Here is a 16,111-nt window from a genome sequence, read left to right on the forward strand (position 1 = left end):
AATTCGCTGGGGTCAGACTTCGCGGATCATCATGCGGAAGGCGGCCTTGAAGACCGCGCCGACCGCGGCGGCAGCCGAACGGTTGACCACGATCTCCACCTTGGGATCGGCCGACACGCTCATCACGCAGGCGCCGCTGGTGACACAGGACATGTCCGAGCCGATGGTGATGATCTTCTTGGCTTTGGCGGCGGCCCCGACCGGGCCGGCGTTGACGCCCGTCGTGATGTAGAGGGCGGCGACGCCCGCTGCGGCGCCGGCGTCATCGGCTTCCACCGGCTTGCCGACCAGGGTCAGGGCGCCGGCGCTGAGGCCCGCGCCGATAGCGGCCATGACGGCGTTCTTCTCGGCCACCGAAGCGGGCTTGGACGGATCGAACACCACGCCCAGCGTGGCCTTTCCGGTGGGCCCGTTTTCCAGGAAGGTGAGGGCGCGACCGGCGACCTGCAGGTCCTTGGCGGCGTCGGCGTGAGCGCTGAGCGGCGCGGCGAAGAGCGCCAGGGCGCAGAGCGCCATGGCGCCAGATTGGGTCTTTTTCGACATGCTGTTTATCCCCGGCCCGGAGACTTTCCCGGACTTTCTGAGCGCGAAAAGGCCTCACGACCGTAAACAGAATGTAACCAGCGTTCACCGTACGCTTTTAATTCACCCTATATTCCGCCAACTTTACATGTATTCAGATCAAAATTTGAGATTAGATTGATGTCAATTTGTCGCAATACATCCAAACTATACAATTTATTACTTTGGATTGACGAGCAATTTAGCGACCACTACATTCATAGAGACGATTTAATATTGTAAATATGCACCTTTCAAATTGTGTTGGAAAATTGTCCTATAGCTTGAGCTTGGCCGAACGGGACCTAACCTCGTCGCTATAGTTGGAACTGGTCATTTTGCCGCAGCGCCCGACACCGGCCCCAAAACGAGCCCATTTTGGGGTTTGGGGGAGCCTTGTCGCTCGGCGTGGAGCGCGCGCGATCAGGGCGGCGCGGCTGAACCCGTCACCTCCGTCCCGCCCAAGGCGAAATGCGCACATGGCCTCACGGGAGATCCCGTGAGGCCATGGCTGTCAGTTCGGCATGGATTGAGGGTAAGGGCCGCAGCCGCTCACCGGTCGGCGATCGCGCGCCTAAAAGAAGCGTTCGCCCAGACGGATCGTATCGCCCGGAGCCACCGTCACCGATGGGCTGAGCTCGACCTTGGTCTCTTCGGTCTCGCCGACATGCTTGACGAAGACGTTCTTCTTGTCGGCCCGATAGGTGAAGCCGCCGGCCGTGGCCACCGCGTTGAGAACCGTCAGGCCCGACGTATAGGGATAGGTGCCCGGCTTGGTCACTTCGCCCAGGATATAGAAGGGGCGGAACGTCAGCACCTCGGCGCTCACGCGCGGCTCCTTCAGATAGCCGTCGCTCAGGGCGTGCTGCACGGCTTCCTGGAACTGGCGGACGCTGAGCCCCGCAGCCTTGACCTCGCCGATCAGCGGCAAGGACACCAGGCCTGTGCCCGTGACGAAGAACTCGCCCGAGAGGGTCGGCTCGCCGTAGACCGTGACGCGAACCTTGTCGCTGGAGCCCAGAAGATAGTCGTCAGACTGGGCGGGCGCCGAAGGCGGCTGCTGGGCGTGCGCCGGCTTTGTGCTCAGGGCCCCAAAGACAAGCACGCTCGCCAACAGGACCATGAGCCAATTTAGGTGTCGTCTCACGATAGTCATCGGATTGGAGTCTCTGAATAAGCGCGTCCCTGTTTGTGTGTCATGACACGCCCGCAGAGCAGCGACAAGAAGGCGGGCTACTGTCGACGAGACTTTCCGGCCTGAAGAATGATGGGTGGCCCATCGATCAGACGCACAGCGGTGAGAACGCCCGTCGCATAGGCCCCTGTGTCAATATTAATGCGGTCTGGGCCAATAAATGGTTGCTCTTCTGGCGTATGGCCGTGAACGACCACGCAGGGCAGACGATGGGGCTGTGACAGAAAGTCACCGCGAATCCACATCAGGTCTTCCGGCGTCTGCAGATCCAGCGGAACGCCCGGCCGCACGCCGGCGTGGACGAAGAAATAGTCGCCATAGGTCGCCGACAACTCCAGAGCCTGCAGGAACGCCACATGTCGGGCCGGCGTCTGGCGCTGAAAGCTGGCCTGAATGTCGCGCCAGGCGTCCGCGTCCACCCGCCCGATCGGTCGGTCGACCCCATAGGACGCCAGGGTCTCTCCGCCGCCAAACTCCACCCAGGCGGCGCCGGCCTCCGGGTTCTCGAGAAAGGACAGCATGGTCTGCTCGTGATTGCCCATCAGGGCGCGAACCTCGAAGGCGGCGTGCTGGCTGGCGGCGTCAATCAGGCTGATCAAGCGATCCACGACGCCACGCGAGGCCGGACCCCGGTCGATATAGTCGCCGACAAACACCAGAACCGGCCGGTCGGGGCGATTCAGACCGGCGAAATCCTTGGCGATCACCTCAAGCAGGTTATCCAGAAGATCGAGGTGGCCATGAATGTCACCAATCCCATAGACCACGCGCCCCCCTGTCGAGGCGGCGATCGCCGCCTTGGCCTTGGGACGAAAAAAATTGAACCGCATCACCTGTCCACTCGAGCGTTTCCGGTCGCCCGCCTGTCGAAGGCTGTCAGTTTGCCTCACGCAAGAACGCCCATCAACCGTTTGCCAGAAACCTTACCATTCAATACACCATGCTGAAATACACAATGTTTACTACAATAATTCGCTCTGAATTATCCTTAATTACTTAGTTACCACATGTATTCGTATTCAAAATACCAAGTGTTTTCATTCGATAATTAGAGCTTAATTGCATTCTGGCGTCGTCATTAAGGGCGATGTCAAGATGAATATCCGCAAAGAACTCGCGATTTGCGCCAGCGTCATGGCTGTACTTGCTATGACTAGTGCTGCCCGGGCTGAAGGCCGCGCCTTCCTGCCGCGCGGCGAAACCGTGGCGGCGCCGTCCGGCTTCATCGACCTGTGTCAGCGGGACGAGACCAGCTGCGGCGCGCCCGTCGCCCAGGTCGCCCCGACATCGACCCTGGCCCTGACGACGCTCAGCACCTCTTCGCTGGGTCGGTCCTGGTCGCTGGCCCTGGCGGCGGCGACGAAAGCCCCGGCCGTTGAGCAAGACAGCGCCGCGACGCTGGGCCTGGCCGTCGTCGAGACGGTCAAGGCCTACCGCCCGCAGGCGGTTGAGGACTTCGTGCCCGCCGGCGTCGCGCGTCCCGCGACCAAGGCTCCCGTGATGGTCGCCGCCGCCTCCGCGTCGCAGGCGCCCCTGCTGGACAAGAGCCAGCTGAAGCTGGTCACCGCCGTGAACCTCGCGGTGAACCGCGACGTTCGCAAGTCCAGCGATTTCGACCTCTATGGCCTGAACGAGTTCTGGTCGCTGCCGCGTGTGATCGACGGCAAGATGTATGGCGACTGCGAGGACTACGCCCTCGAAAAGCGCCGCCGCCTGATCGAGGCCGGCGTGGCCGCCGAGGCCCTGTCGATGGCCGTGGTCGTCACCCGGCGCGGCGAGAGCCACGCGGTCCTGGTCGTGGCCTTCGAGTCCGGCGACATGGTGCTGGATAATCTGACGCCGTGGCCGACCCCGTGGGCGGCGCTCAACTACACCTGGGTGCAACGGCAGGTGGCCGGCTCCTCGACCTGGATGACGGTCGGCTGAAGGTCCGATCCGGATCCGCCCGCGCCGAGCCCGGGGCCGGCGGATCCGGCAAGGCGGACGCCGAACAAACGAAAGGCCCCGGAGGGATCTCCGGGGCCTTTCGTTTGTTCGAAAAGAGTGTGCGGCGGTTAGAGAACCAGACGCACCGCTTCGATTGCAACGTACCAGAGGCCACCCGAGACAATCGCGGCCGACAACAGGCCCAGCGCACGAGACATTCGCCGCGCGCCCGGTCGGGACATCGTCATCGGGGTCATGGTCGTTGAGAGATCGGCGGGGATCATCGACATGGTGTGCTCCTGTGCCTTGCAGCCTAGGGCGTGGGCGCTAAATTCCCGCTAACGAACAGCGTTTATGCAGCGCTAACCTCATCTATGATTAATGAGTGGTTTAGAAGTGACGACGACGCCCGCCTGCGATAGATAGTTCGGTATTGGCCTCGGCGGCTTTGCCAAGGCATATTCCGTGCGGGGTTCATGTGATGAGCGGGAGCTTGAACACGGAAGTTCTAGATCAAGATCCGGCGACATTTTTGCCGCGAGTGGCGATAGATCCGATGAAGCGTCTCTGTGACGTTCTTATGTCGGCTATATTGATCGCCTTCTTCGCGCCCGTTCTGCTGCTCGCAGCCTTGTTGATCCGTCTGGAATCGCGGGGCCCGGCTTTATTTCGCCAAACGCGGGGTGGTCTCAACGGCCGCACCTTCACCATCTACAAGCTGCGCTCGATGCGTTGCGAGGAGAACGGCGACGCCGTCGTCCAGGCCAGGCGCGACGATGATCGCGTCACCCGGATCGGCAAGCTGATCCGGGCGACCAGCATCGATGAGCTGCCGCAACTGCTCAACGTCCTGAAGGGCGACATGTCACTGGTCGGGCCGCGTCCGCACGCCCAGGCGCATGACGCCTATTACGGCGCGCTGATCCCGACCTACAAGATGCGCTTCCAGGCGCGACCGGGCCTCACCGGCCTGGCTCAGATCAAGGGTTTCCGCGGCGCGACCAGCGATGTGGACGACATGGCCAACCGCGTGAGGGCCGATATCGACTATATCGACACCTGGACGCTGTGGTCCGACCTGCGCATCATGCTGATGACCGTGCCGCATCTGCTGCTGGCTGAAAACGCCTATTAAGGCATCGTGCGGAAAAGTGGGCGCCGGTTTTCCGCGAAAACGATGCCAAAACAAAAATCTGGCGCAACGTCGGCGAGCCGACCGGATCGTCGGCGCCTTTCCCCATCGCGCTGCAATGCTCCCGGCGTCCGCCGCTCCAAGGGCGTGCGCCATAGACGTTTGGCGCCGGGCGCGCCACGCCCTGAGGTCGGCGAGGAAGAACCTCTGCGCGCCGACGGTCAGGACGCCGGCGGCGGCGCCGTCCTGAGGACCGCGATCTGCAGGGCCATGCCCACCCGTCCGGCCGGATTGCGCACCGCATTGGCCATGGCGATGAAGGTCCGCGGCGAGCGGCGACGACGCCACTCCGTCCCCAACTGGTAGATGGCGCTTTCACGCGCCGACTGACTGATCTGGTCCCAGTGATCATAGGCGAACAGGGTCCGCCCCCTGAAGAGGCTGGTCTGCAACGGCGCGACGGAGAAGGAATGCTCCAGCGCCAGGTTGGAGGCCTCTTGCCGTCCCAGCGCCGCCTCCACGGCCGCCCGGCGCAGCCAGGCCGCCCCGGACCCGGGTCTCATCGTGACTTCGCGGGCGCTCAGACGATCCAGACGGTCCAGTTCGGCCGCGTCGGGCTGCGTCTTGCCAAGGCCGGCTTCTATGCGGCGCGCCAGGGCCTCGGCGGGCGCTGTAGGCCAGTCGGTGAGATCGCCCCCCACGCGCGACGCCAGCAGCGGCGCGGCCATCAACAGAGACGCCACAACGACGGCGGCGCCGGCTGATCCCGCCGCCCAGGACAGGCGAGGGTCGGCCTGCCGCGGCGCGCTTCCGACCGTCATCGATCCGACCACGCCGAGGATCAGCGCCGCCAGGGCCTGGATCGCCGGGGCCTGTAGCGCGAAGTCGGTCATGCCGTGCAGCAGGAAGACAATGGCGGCGCAGACCGTGGCCCGCGCCCAGGTGGCGACCGCGCCTTCGCGCAGACCGCCGCGCAGGATGGGCCAGATCAGGACCGCGAACAGCAGCGCCATGAGCACGGCGCCGATCACCCCGCCCTCCTCCAGCCACTGAAGATAGAGATTATGCACCGCCCGGATGTCGTAGAGGACCCGAAGATTGTCCTGGGTGGCGACCAGTTGATTGACCGTCGGAAACGATCCCAGGCCGAAGCCGAACCAGGGCGAGGTCTGAAAGGCTTCCCAGTGCGGCGCGAAGATCGCCGTCCGCACGGAAAGGTCCTGGTCGGTATTGTTGAGCCGCTCAGCGACGAGCTCGGTGCTCCTCAGGCTCAGGCCCCCGACGGCGAGGACCATCGCCATCGCGCCAAGACCCGCGACGACCCGCAGGCGTTGACGCTGGGCGATCGCCTCCCAGACCAGCATCAGGCCCAGAGCGACCAGGGTGGAGGCGAGCCCGGCGCGGGAAGCCGTCAGCAACAGGGTCGTCGCCAGCACCCCGGCCAGGGCCATAAGACCTACGGCCTCAGGGTCACCCCGCCTGAGCATGGTCAGCCCGCGCTGGCGTCGCACCCGATTGATCAGGGCGGCCACGGTCAGAAGCAGGCCGCCGCCGAACACCGTGGCGGCGCTGTTGGGGCTGAGCAGGGTGGCGACCAGCCGCGACGTGCGGCGCAGGCCCACATGGTCCAGAAAGGCCAGGGCGGCATAGACGCCGATCGCCAGAACCGCGGCGCGCAGGAACCAGCGCCCCCGCGCCTCGGACGCCCCGATCACCCGCGCGGCGGCGAAAAGGCAGGCCAGACCCAGCAATTGCGCCACATTCAGCAGGAGCGACGATCGGTCGACCGTCAGCGCGCCCAGGGGGCCGGGCACATAGCTCCACACCGGGTGGGCCCCGCCCGGTCCCCAGGGGCCTAGCGGCCAGAGCACGGCGAGCAGAAGCAACAGGAAGAGGCCGGCCTGCACGGTCACGCCGCGCAGCCGCGCCAGATCCCGACGAGCCCAGCGGCAGGTCGCCAGCAGACCCACCAGAAAGGCGGCGTAGATGCCGCTAAACAGACAGGCGGTGGAGATCTCGCTGGCGCCGAAGGCGATCACCGCCATGAACACCAGGGCCAGAAGAACGCCCATGGCGACCCGCTCGGAGGTCAACAACCGCCGAGCGGCGCCGCGACTGGGCCGCGCGGACGACGCGGCCTTGGGCCGCGCCGGCCGGGCGTCAGTCGGCATAGTACTTGCGATAGCTCTTGTAATAGTAGTTGGCGTCGCCGTAGCCGTAACGCGTCTGCGCCTTCATATCGACCTGGGTCAGGGCCAGGCCGGCGACGAACACGCCGCGGCCTTGCAACAGGTTGATGGCGGCCGTGATCGCCTTGACCGGCGTCTTCTTCCAGCGGGCCAGCATCACAACCGCGTCGGCGTGGGGCGCCAGGATGCGGGTGTCGGCGATGGCCAGCAGCGGCGCGGTGTCCAGCAGCACCACGTCGAAACGTTCGCGCAGTTCGGCCAGAAGTTTGAGCATGGCCGGCGAGCCCAGAACGTCGCGCGGCGTATAGGCCGACTTGGTCAGGGCCAGGACCTTGGCGCCGCTCGGATCGTTGATCAGCGCCTCGTCCAGGGTGCAGACCCCGTTGAGCACTTCCAGAAGACCCTTGGTGGGAACCTCGGGCAGGAACCGGTTGATGGCGCTCTGGCGCAGGTCGCAGTCGACGATGATGACATTGGAGCCGGAGGTCGCCAGGGTGCGCGCCAGACTGAAGGTGGTGGTGGTCTTGCCTTCGCCCGGCAGGGACGAGGTGACCGCGATCACCTTCACCGCTTCGCCGACCTTGGAATAGAGGATCGCGGCCCGCAGCTTGCGGAAGCTTTCCGCGAAGGTCGAAAGCGGCTTGGCCAGCAGATAGTCCGGCGGGCTCATGCCACGAGCCTGCTTGGCGTCCTCGATCGCCGAGCTGAGCAGCGGGATCGAGCCCAGATAGGGCAGGCCGATCCGGCGCTCGACCTCATCCTCGGTGAAGATGCCGGCCATCAGGATCTCGGCCAGCACCACCGACGCCGCCCCGGCGCCCAGGGCGAGAACCAGACCCAGGGCCAGGTTCAGAGAAGGCTTGGGATAGCTGGGTGAGGTCGGGATCTTGGCGCGTGACACGACGCGAGCGTCGGCCTGCTCAATGCCCTGGCTGCTGGAGGTTTGCTTGAAGCGGGCCAGCAGCGATTCATACAGGGTGCGGACCGACTCGGCCTTGCGTTCCAGTTCGCCCAGTCGAATGCTGGCGCGGTTGTTGCCCGCCAGGGCGCCCTTGGACGCCGAGACGCTGCCGGCCATCGAGCCGGTGCGCTGACGCGCCACCTGGGACTGGGCTTCCAGGTTGGAAATGATCCGGCGAATTTCGGCCTGGATCTGGCCGTCGACATCGGCCAGCTCGCGCTTGGCCTTCAGCAGGTCCGGGTGGCGATCGCCATAGCGACCGCTCATGTCGGCGACCTTGGCGCTCTGCTCGGCGCGTTGCTTGCGCAGTTGCTGCACGACCGGAGAATTCAGCGATTCGCCGACGTCTTCCCCGGTGCTGCCGCGCGCCAGCTGACTACGAGCGATATTGAGGCGGGCGTCCGCCTCGGCCTGTTGCGCCCGAGCGCTGGCCAGTTGTTGGTTCAGGCCCGAAATTTCCTGCTCGGTCAGGGTCGCGCCCTCGGCGCTCATCAGATTGTTGGCGATCTTGTACTGCTGCACGTCGGCCTCGGCCGTCTGCAGTTGGTCGCGCAGTTCAGACACCCGGGTGTTGAGCCACTCATTGGCCTTGGCCGTGGCGTCGAACTTGGCCTCAAGCTGTTCGGTCAGATAGAGATCCGCGAAGGCATTGGCGATCTTCGCCGCCGCCTGCGGATCGGTATGGGTATATTCGATGGCGATCAGATAGGTCAGGCCGGAACGGCGCACCTTCAAACCACCAAGAAGGTTGTCGACCACCTTCTCGCTCTGGCGCTGGGCTTCAACCGATCCGACCGCCGCGACCGGCGCGACGACCTTCTTGAGCCCGGGAATCCATGAGCCGACGCCCTTGGCGCCTTCAACATAGGGATTGAAATAGGGGTCCTGGTCCAGCTTCAGCTGCTTGACGACCCGGGCGGCCAGGGACCGCGACTTCAGGACCTCGACCTCGGTGTCGACCACCGAGGAATCGGCCGGAAGACCCGACAGCACCGCGCTCATGTCGGCGACCTGTTCCTTGCGGACATCCAGCATGACCTGGGCGGACGCCGTGTAACGCGGGGTTTCCTGCAGCGTATAGAGCAGGACCGCCACGAACACCGCCAGGGCCACCGCCGCGAACAGCCGAAGCCGTCGACGGAAGGTGGCGATGACGAGGTTCAGATCAAAGGACATCGCTCCGGCGCTAGGCGCCGGAGCGTGTTGGGTCTCATAGGAAGAGCCGTCCATGGGTACTCTCGATGGGGGCCCGAACCGGACCTAGAGCGTCATCTCTACACTCAGAGGAGTGACTTAGAACTGAACAGCGACCGAAGCCGAGAGCTTATTGTCGGTGAACGAAGCGCCCTTGGCGACGCCCGACGACTTCTGCTTCAGATAGGCGTAGCCGACGGTCAGGCCGACATTGCGGTTCAGCAGATAGGTGCCCGAGGCGTTGAAGCCCGTCCGCTTGTCGTCGCGATCGACGAGTTCGTAGTTGTCCTTGCCGTAGCTGGCCTTGGCCGAGAGCAGGACATTGCGCATCAACTCGTGATCAATGCCGACCGAGGCGTTGTTCGAGATGAAGCCTTGCGACCCCGTCGCCACCGATTCCTCAATGGAACGCGAGCCAGCAGCGTTCAGCGTCGTCAGCTCGGTCGGGAACCACTCGACCAGACCCTTGGCGGTGAAGCCATCGATCGAAGCGTAGTGATCGTAGGACTGCGACATGTAACCCGCTTCGACGCTACCGCGCACGACCTGGGACAGATCGAAGTCGGAGCCGACCGTCGCAGTATAGCCGTCCGAATCGCGAGCGCGAAGGGCGACGGTGTCGACGTCATAGGACTTCTTGTTGCCGACCAGCGACGCGAATACCGCAGTGTCGGGGCTGACAGCGTACTCGGCCTTGCCGCCATAATAGAACTCGTCGCGATCGCGGCTGTTCTGATTGAAGGCGCCGCCCTGATCGTCATAGTCGTACTTCTTGGCGTCCAACTTGCCGGTCAGGCGAAGGCGGTTGAATTCCTTCACGGCCGTGACGTTTTCCGACCAAAGATAGTATTCGACGGGCTTGGGCGTAGCGCCGGCGCTGGTGCCGGCGACGATCGAGGTCCGCGGCTCGGTCAGCTTCTGCCATTGGGCCGACGCCGAAACATAGGAGCCGCGCTCGACGTCCAGGCGACCATTGACGCCGAGGGTGTATTCCTCGGTGTTTTCGGTGTCGAAGTCCGAATAGCGGTTAACCGAGGCCGAGGCGAAGGCGCCCAGGGCGTTGCGCGACCAGTTGGAACGCGCCGCGACTTCCGGCTTCACGCGCCAGATGGTGTCGGACTGCTCGCCCGTAGCCACGGCGTAGATGTTGTCGTCGTTCACGACTTCAGCCGTAACCCGCGGATACAGGGTGAAGCCGCCGGCCTTGACGCCGAGGGCTTCATAGTCCGGACGCGGGCGCTGACGAACGCTGACATTCTTGTCGCGCTTGAAATTCGAACCGAGATCCTGAGCCACGCCGACGGCGGGAACAGTCGCGATAAGAACCGCCGCCACGGCGGCTGTCGTTAGAATTTTCATTGCTTTATCCCCACCTCAGGGCACCCACGGGCGTCCGTCAGACCAAACATCAACACAAACACAATGAGACGACGAAGGGCGGCCCGGCCGCCCCTCGTGCAAATCTTAGCCGCAGTATCCAGCGGTGACGCCCGCACACGGATCGAACGGCGCCGGAGCCGGGGCCGGGGCGCCGGCAGTGTCGCCGCCCGTGGCCGCCGAGGTCGCGCCTTGCAAGTTCACAAGAACGCTGACGCCGCCAGCGCCATCGGTCGAGGCGGTGGTGGTCACCGTCTGACCGGTTGCGGCCAGCTGCGTCTGAACGGCGGGGGAGGCGAGGACCGTGGCGGCCATCTGCGGAGCAACCACCGAGGCGACCTGAACGGCGACGCCGGCGCTGATCGTGCCCGAGGCGACAGCCTGGATCAGGGCGCTCGAAACCATTTCCGGCGACGCGCCGGTGGCCGACAGAGCGGCCGCGACGGCGTTCTGGATGGCGGTGAGCTTGGCCTGAGCCGACAGCCTGGCGAAGCCCGGCTTTGCAGCTTCGGCGCGCGCAGCGGCGGAGATGGTGGATTGCAGCGAGGCCGCAGTGGCGGCAGGCGGCGTTTGAGCCCAGGCCGAAACCGCGCCCATCGGGCCGGCGACGATAGCCAAGCCCATAACGACGGCGCTCATATGACGCATTGACATGGCGACCTTCCAAAAAGAATTAATATTTGGAAACTCTATAACGCATCTGCGAACAACGCTCCAGCATCATTTTGCAAGCCTAGAGCGAGACATCTCAAGAACTCGAGTTTCACACGACATACGCTGATTTTTCGAGCGAAATCCGTAACTTTGGACCAGCTTTGCGGCGCCGGACCGGACCATCGAGACCGAAAACGCCCGGAAATGCGGTCAGGCCTGCGTTACTATTCGCGCATAGGGCGAGAATTAACCACGCTACGAATATTATTCAAAACTCTCGCGGCATAAATGCCACAGACCTACAGCCTTTAAGCCTACCAGGGCGGTCACGAGCCCCGACGCCTCAGGCGCCGAAGCGTGCGAAAAAGCGGCCGCTCAAGGCTTGGCCAGATGAGCAAGAAAACAAAGCCCGCGATAACGAGTCCAGCCAACAGCACAACTCAAACCCCTTTTGCGCACTAGCTAACATCGGTGTGTGACAATTAACCGTGATTGCAAAGCGCGCTGTGCGGGATCGAAAAATTCTGTCGGGAACGCCTATCGTTCGCGCATGCGAAACGGAAAACCGGCGCGCATTGGCCAATTCATGGCCAAGACGCCCATCGCGTCTTCAAGACTTGGGAATGGTGCCGCTTAGGTGACTCGAACACCTGACCCCATCATTACGAATGATGTGCTCTACCAGCTGAGCTAAAGCGGCCCACGTCGTCAGGGCGGGGCCCCGACGCGAAGAGGCGCCTATTTAGCGGCGCGAGGGCCGCTTGCCAAGCGCCTACGTGAGCCCGTGTTTCGGCGCGGCGCAGGCCCCTCGCCGGGAGGCTCGGAAACCGCCGGCGCATCAGGCACTCCGGGATCGTCCGGGATGGGCATCAGGGGGCCGCCGACCTCGGCCGCGCGCACAAACGGGGTTGATTCCGCATAGGCCGACGGCAGTTCGGGCAAATCGCTCATGGTCCGTTCACGGCGTTCATGACGCGGATGAATCAAGTCCCCTGTCTCGGCGAAACTGGCCGCGAGACGGGCCCAATCCTCGCGCCCATAGGCGAAAGCCCGCCCTTCGGGGTCGAGGTCGGACCAGTCCGGCTCCTGGGGCGCCGCCGCGCCGCGGGCAATCCAGGCCCGCGCCTCGTCGGCCTGGCCATTGGCGAAGGCCACCCGCGCCATCAGGCCGGCGAAGCGGGCCGTCGGCGCTTCCTCATCAAGCAGACGCGCTGCGGCGCGGGCGGCGACAGGGTCGCCGCCGATCAGACCGCTCTCGACACGGAGGATACGGCTTTCGCGGGCGTCCGGATTCATCGCCGCCAGGCCGGCCAGCCGCGCGGCCCGGACCTTGGGCGTCTCATTGGTCTTCAGGTCGCGATAGGCCAGCCACAGAGCCGGGTGCGGCGCGCTCTTCCAGGCCGCCTCGATCAGATGCCCGGCCTTGGCGACCTTGCCCTCAGCGGCCAGCAGGCGCGCGGCCATCACCACGCCGGGCGCAAAGTCCGGCTTCAGCTTGGCGGCCTGGGTGGCGAAGTCGAGCGCCTGGGCGCGCCGGCGGGCGTCGTCCGAGCCCTCCAGACCGGCCGCCGAAGCCGCGAGCAGGGCGGCCCGGGCGCGCTCGGCCACCAGCGGCGGCACGATCTTGCGGTCCAGAGCGCTCTGGGCCAGATCGAGGGCGGACGCCCAGTCCCCCGCCTCCAGCCGCGACTCGAGCAGGGCGCGCCAGGCCCAGCGCGCGGTGCGCGCCAGGCCAAAGGCCGTCTCGGCGTGACGGACGGCCGAGGCCTTGTCCCCCTCGGCCAGCGCGGTCTGCATCAGGCCGCGAAGCCCGGCCAGACGCATCTCGGGAAAGCCCAGCATGGCGGTGTAGGCGGCCTTGGCGGCGACGTGATCGCCGGCCGTCTCGGCGGCCTGGGCGGCCAGGACCCGAACCAGGGCCGGCGTGTCCTCGGCCAGGTCGGACGCCTTCTGGGCAAGCCTGCGCGCTTCGGACCCGTCGCCCGCCGCGACCGCCAGAAAGCCGCGCGACAGAGCCTCGACGCCCTGCTGACGCCTGCTTTCCGCCCGCGCGCGGGCCGCACGACGCGGCGCCTCGATCACCCAGATCAGGCCGCGCCAAAACAGGGTGGCCAGAAGAGCCGAAAACAGCGTCAGCAGGGCCGCTGCGGCGGCGGTCATCTCGACCCGCCACCCCATCCAGTCCAGGTGGGCGCGGCCCGGTTCGCCCATCAGCGCCAGGGTGGCGACCGCAACGGCCGCGACCAGAAAGACAATGAAGGCCGCGCGGATCATGGCGCAGCCCGGGAGACCTGGGCCAGATCGGCCAGGGCGTCGGCGCGAATGGCCGCCACATGCCGATCGACCTCCACCCGCCGCTCGGCCGAGGCCAGCCAGGCCGCCAGAACGACCCGGGCCGGATCCGGCAGGGTGTCCAGCGCCCGGATGGCGCCCTCGATGTCGCCTTCATTCAGCAGGCCTTGCGCCCGCGCGAGCTTGGCGTCCGGGGTCGTGCCCCGGGTCAGGCTGACCTGGCGGATCGAGACGATGCTGGACAGGGCGTAGCGGATGCGCGCCAGCAGATCGGCGTCCTCGCCAGGATTACGGGCCGCCGTGGCGGCGCGGCCGGCCAGGATCTCGAAATCCGAGGCCAGACCGGCCCGGGTGGGCGCGCCGGCCTGGGCCAGACGGGTCAGGGCCCGAAGGTCCGACGAATTGGGGAGCACCCGCTCCAGACTGGCCAGCTCTTCATCAAATGGCCCGGAGGTCTGGGCGGCCTCTGCGAGAGACGCCGCGGCGAGGGCGGCGGCGGCGGCGTCCAGAACGCCCCTCTGCCCCGATTCCAGCGCGGCAAGCCGGGCTTCCAGATTGGCGATCTCGATCGGAGACTGGGTCGCGGCCGGTAACGGTGCGGTCTCGACGGAAAGCGGCGAGCCAACGGGCAGGCGGGCCGAAGGCGGCGTCGCGCTGGCGGCGGCCTGGATCTCAGCCGAGCCTTCGCTGGGGGTCGAGAACCAACGCGCGCTGAAATGAACGGCCAGGCCGCCCAGAACCACACACAGAAGGCAGAGCGCCGCGACCGCCCACAAACCCGCGCCCAGGCCGGGTCGGCGGCGGGCATAGAGCGCCGGATCACTGGGCGCGACGATTTCAGCGGGATCAGGCGTGGCGTTCATGCGTCCATTCGTGCCTCACGCCGCACGCCTGCGCAATGTTCCGCTATCGTGCAAGGAGATCAAGCAGGGCAGATTCGCGGGGTCGCGGCGCAAAGGTCACAGAACCCAGCAGCCCCGCCCGGTGGGCCGCAGCCAGCGGCTCGGCCACTGCGGGTGACAGGCACAGGGCCCGCAGCCCCGGCGCCGGCGCTGTCGACAAAAGCTCGGCCAAGGCGCGCGCCGCGCGCGGCGAATGCAGCAGCACGGCCTCAAGACTCGCCCCCTGCGCCAGGGTCTCGGCCGACGGCGCGCGGTCGACGGCGGCGTAGACCGCCAGGGCCCGGGCCGAGGTCCCGGTCCCGGCCAGCAGGGCCGGGAGATCCGCAGCGGGTTGATCGGCGCCGGGGCACAGCACCAGGCTAGGGCGGATCGAAGCGATCAATGCGGCCAGAGCCTCGACATCGCCGTCGGCGCTGACGGGGTCGACAAACCCGGCCGCCATCGCCGCGCGTGCCGTCGTGTCTCCCACGGCGAACACCGGCAGGTCGCGGGCCTGGGTCAGCCGCGCGAAGGCGTTGACGCCATTGGCGCTGGTGAAGGCCAGGGCCGCGACGCCCGTCAGATCGATCGTCGGCTCCAGCGTGCGGATCTCGAGCAGCGGATCAATCAGAGCCTTAAAGCCTCGCGCCTCGAGACGGCGCGCCGTGGCCTCGGCGCCGGGCCGGGCCCGGGTGATCCAGACCGTGCCACCCGCCGCGGCCATCGCCTAGTGCGACAGGATCAGGGCGTCGCCGCCCTCGGCCCGCACCGCCTCGCCCAGCGACAGACCGAGCGTACGCGCGGCCGTGATGTCGTCACGCCCGTCCAGCGTCACCTCGCCCTGACGCCGGAAGCGCTTCACGCCATCCGGCGTCAGGGCCTCGACGATCAGCGACAGGCGGGCGCCGTCGAGAATGGCATAGGCCCCGACCGCCGTACGGCACGAGCCCTCCAGCGCGAAGAGCGCGCCCCGCTCGGCGGCGACGGCGATGGTGGTCGGCTGGCAGCGCACGGCCTCTAGCCATGGCGCATGGACGTCTTCCAGGCGGGTCTCGATGACCAGCGCGCCCTGGCCCGGGGCCGGCGGGGCCGCGATCGGGTCCAGCCAGCTTTTGGGCAGATCGCCCAGGCCGAGACGGTTGAGCCCGGACTGGGCCAGCAGGATGGCGTCGGCCTCGCCGCGCTCCAGCTTGTCCAGACGGGTGCCGACATTGCCGCGGATCATGACGACGTCGAGATCGGGCCGAACGTGCAGGGCCTGGGCCTGCCGGCGCAGGGACGCCGTGCCCAGCCGCGCGCCTTGCGGCAGGTCTTCCAGACGGTCGCAGATATGGCTGATAAAGGCGTCGCGCGGATCTTCGCGCTCGGGGGTCGCGGCCAGGATCAGGCCGGGCGGCAGTTCAGCGGGCATGTCTTTCAGGGAATGGACGGCGCAGTCGATGCGGCCATCCAGCAGGGCTTCCTCGATCTCCTTGGTGAACAGCCCCTTGCCGCCGATCTCCATCAGGCGGCGATCCTGGATGCGGTCGCCGCTGGTGACGATCGGGATCAACTGCGCGAAGGAGTCGATCTCCTCCTGCGAGGCGCCCTCCGGCGCGCCCAGGGCGGCGGCGATCCGCGCCTGCATGAGACCCGATTGCGCCAGGGACAGCTTGGAGCCACGGGCGCCGATGCGGATGGGAGGTTGCCGGGACACGGTCGGAACGTTACCTGCGAGGACAAGATTGAAGCCATCGCTGCTACAGGAGC

14 protein-coding genes and 1 tRNA gene are annotated in these 16,111 nt (G+C 66.1%); 2 read left to right on the forward strand and 13 right to left on the reverse strand.

The features are described from left to right. Nucleotides 1-12: 12 nt before the first annotated feature. The 3 genes from ACW18B_RS02405 to ACW18B_RS02415 all read right to left on the reverse strand — a co-directional run bounded on the left by ACW18B_RS02405 (nt 13) and on the right by ACW18B_RS02415 (nt 2,586). The gene (locus ACW18B_RS02405; RefSeq protein ID WP_492049252.1) at nt 13-543 is read right to left on the reverse strand and encodes a hypothetical protein; all 531 of its coding nucleotides are present in this window, start codon (nt 541-543) and stop codon (nt 13-15) included. A gap of 592 nt (nt 544-1,135) precedes the next feature. After that, a complete protein-coding gene (locus ACW18B_RS02410) occupies nt 1,136-1,684 on the reverse strand; it encodes a polysaccharide biosynthesis/export family protein (protein WP_492049253.1) in 549 nt (182 codons plus the stop codon). Nucleotides 1,685-1,794: 110 nt separating this feature from the next. Further along, nucleotides 1,795-2,586 (reverse strand): metallophosphoesterase family protein, encoded by a 792-nt coding sequence (locus ACW18B_RS02415; protein WP_492049254.1) that lies wholly within the window; start codon nt 2,584-2,586, stop codon nt 1,795-1,797. Between the two features lie 319 nt (nt 2,587-2,905). Here ACW18B_RS02415 and ACW18B_RS02420 point away from each other — a divergent pair, with 319 nt between their 5' ends. After that, nucleotides 2,906-3,682 carry a transglutaminase-like cysteine peptidase gene (locus ACW18B_RS02420; RefSeq protein WP_492049255.1) on the forward strand — a complete coding sequence of 259 codons (777 nt, stop codon included), beginning with the start codon at nt 2,906-2,908 and terminating at the stop codon, nt 3,680-3,682. A 128-nt stretch (nt 3,683-3,810) separates the two neighbouring features. On the opposite strand, the gene ACW18B_RS02425 is transcribed toward ACW18B_RS02420, so the two are convergent. Continuing rightward, nucleotides 3,811-3,972, reverse strand: a complete 162-nt coding sequence (locus ACW18B_RS02425) for a hypothetical protein (protein ID WP_492049256.1) — start codon at nt 3,970-3,972, stop codon at nt 3,811-3,813. Between the two features lie 266 nt (nt 3,973-4,238). Between ACW18B_RS02425 and ACW18B_RS02430 the strand changes: the two genes are divergently transcribed. Continuing rightward, nucleotides 4,239-4,817: a sugar transferase gene (locus ACW18B_RS02430; RefSeq protein ID WP_492049257.1), complete on the forward strand. Its 579-nt coding sequence runs from the start codon at nt 4,239-4,241 to the stop codon at nt 4,815-4,817. A gap of 218 nt (nt 4,818-5,035) precedes the next feature. Here ACW18B_RS02430 and ACW18B_RS02435 read toward each other — a convergent pair whose 3' ends face one another. From ACW18B_RS02435 to hemC, 9 genes are all read right to left on the reverse strand, one after another. Next, nucleotides 5,036-6,985: an O-antigen ligase family protein gene (locus ACW18B_RS02435; protein ID WP_492049258.1), complete on the reverse strand. Its 1,950-nt coding sequence runs from the start codon at nt 6,983-6,985 to the stop codon at nt 5,036-5,038. Continuing rightward, on the reverse strand, nt 6,975-9,194 hold the full coding sequence (locus ACW18B_RS02440) for a GumC family protein (RefSeq protein WP_492049259.1): 2,220 nt from the start codon (nt 9,192-9,194) through the stop codon (nt 6,975-6,977). Before ACW18B_RS02440 ends, ACW18B_RS02435 begins: the two co-directional genes overlap by 11 nt. Before the next feature lie 63 nt (nt 9,195-9,257). Next, a complete protein-coding gene (locus tag ACW18B_RS02445) occupies nt 9,258-10,517 on the reverse strand; it encodes an outer membrane beta-barrel protein (RefSeq protein WP_492049260.1) in 1,260 nt (419 codons plus the stop codon). 105 nt (nt 10,518-10,622) lie between these two features. Continuing rightward, nucleotides 10,623-11,189 (reverse strand): hypothetical protein, encoded by a 567-nt coding sequence (locus tag ACW18B_RS02450; RefSeq protein WP_492049261.1) that lies wholly within the window; start codon nt 11,187-11,189, stop codon nt 10,623-10,625. 624 nt (nt 11,190-11,813) lie between these two features. Then, nucleotides 11,814-11,889 (reverse strand) — tRNA-Thr (locus ACW18B_RS02455). Nucleotides 11,890-11,927: 38 nt separating this feature from the next. Continuing rightward, a complete protein-coding gene (locus ACW18B_RS02460) occupies nt 11,928-13,463 on the reverse strand; it encodes a heme biosynthesis protein HemY (RefSeq protein WP_492049262.1) in 1,536 nt (511 codons plus the stop codon). Continuing rightward, complete coding sequence (locus ACW18B_RS02465) at nt 13,460-14,344, reverse strand: COG4223 family protein (protein WP_492049263.1); 885 nt, start codon at nt 14,342-14,344, stop codon at nt 13,460-13,462. The genes ACW18B_RS02460 and ACW18B_RS02465 overlap by 4 nt, the downstream gene beginning before the upstream one ends. A 43-nt stretch (nt 14,345-14,387) precedes the next feature. Beyond that, a complete protein-coding gene (locus ACW18B_RS02470; RefSeq protein ID WP_492049264.1) occupies nt 14,388-15,086 on the reverse strand; it encodes a uroporphyrinogen-III synthase in 699 nt (232 codons plus the stop codon). A gap of 3 nt (nt 15,087-15,089) precedes the next feature. Beyond that, nucleotides 15,090-16,058 (reverse strand): hydroxymethylbilane synthase, encoded by a 969-nt coding sequence (gene hemC / locus ACW18B_RS02475; RefSeq protein WP_492049265.1) that lies wholly within the window; start codon nt 16,056-16,058, stop codon nt 15,090-15,092. Nucleotides 16,059-16,111: the final 53 nt, after the last annotated feature.

The organism is Caulobacter sp. FV2ps19, assembly GCF_058681035.1.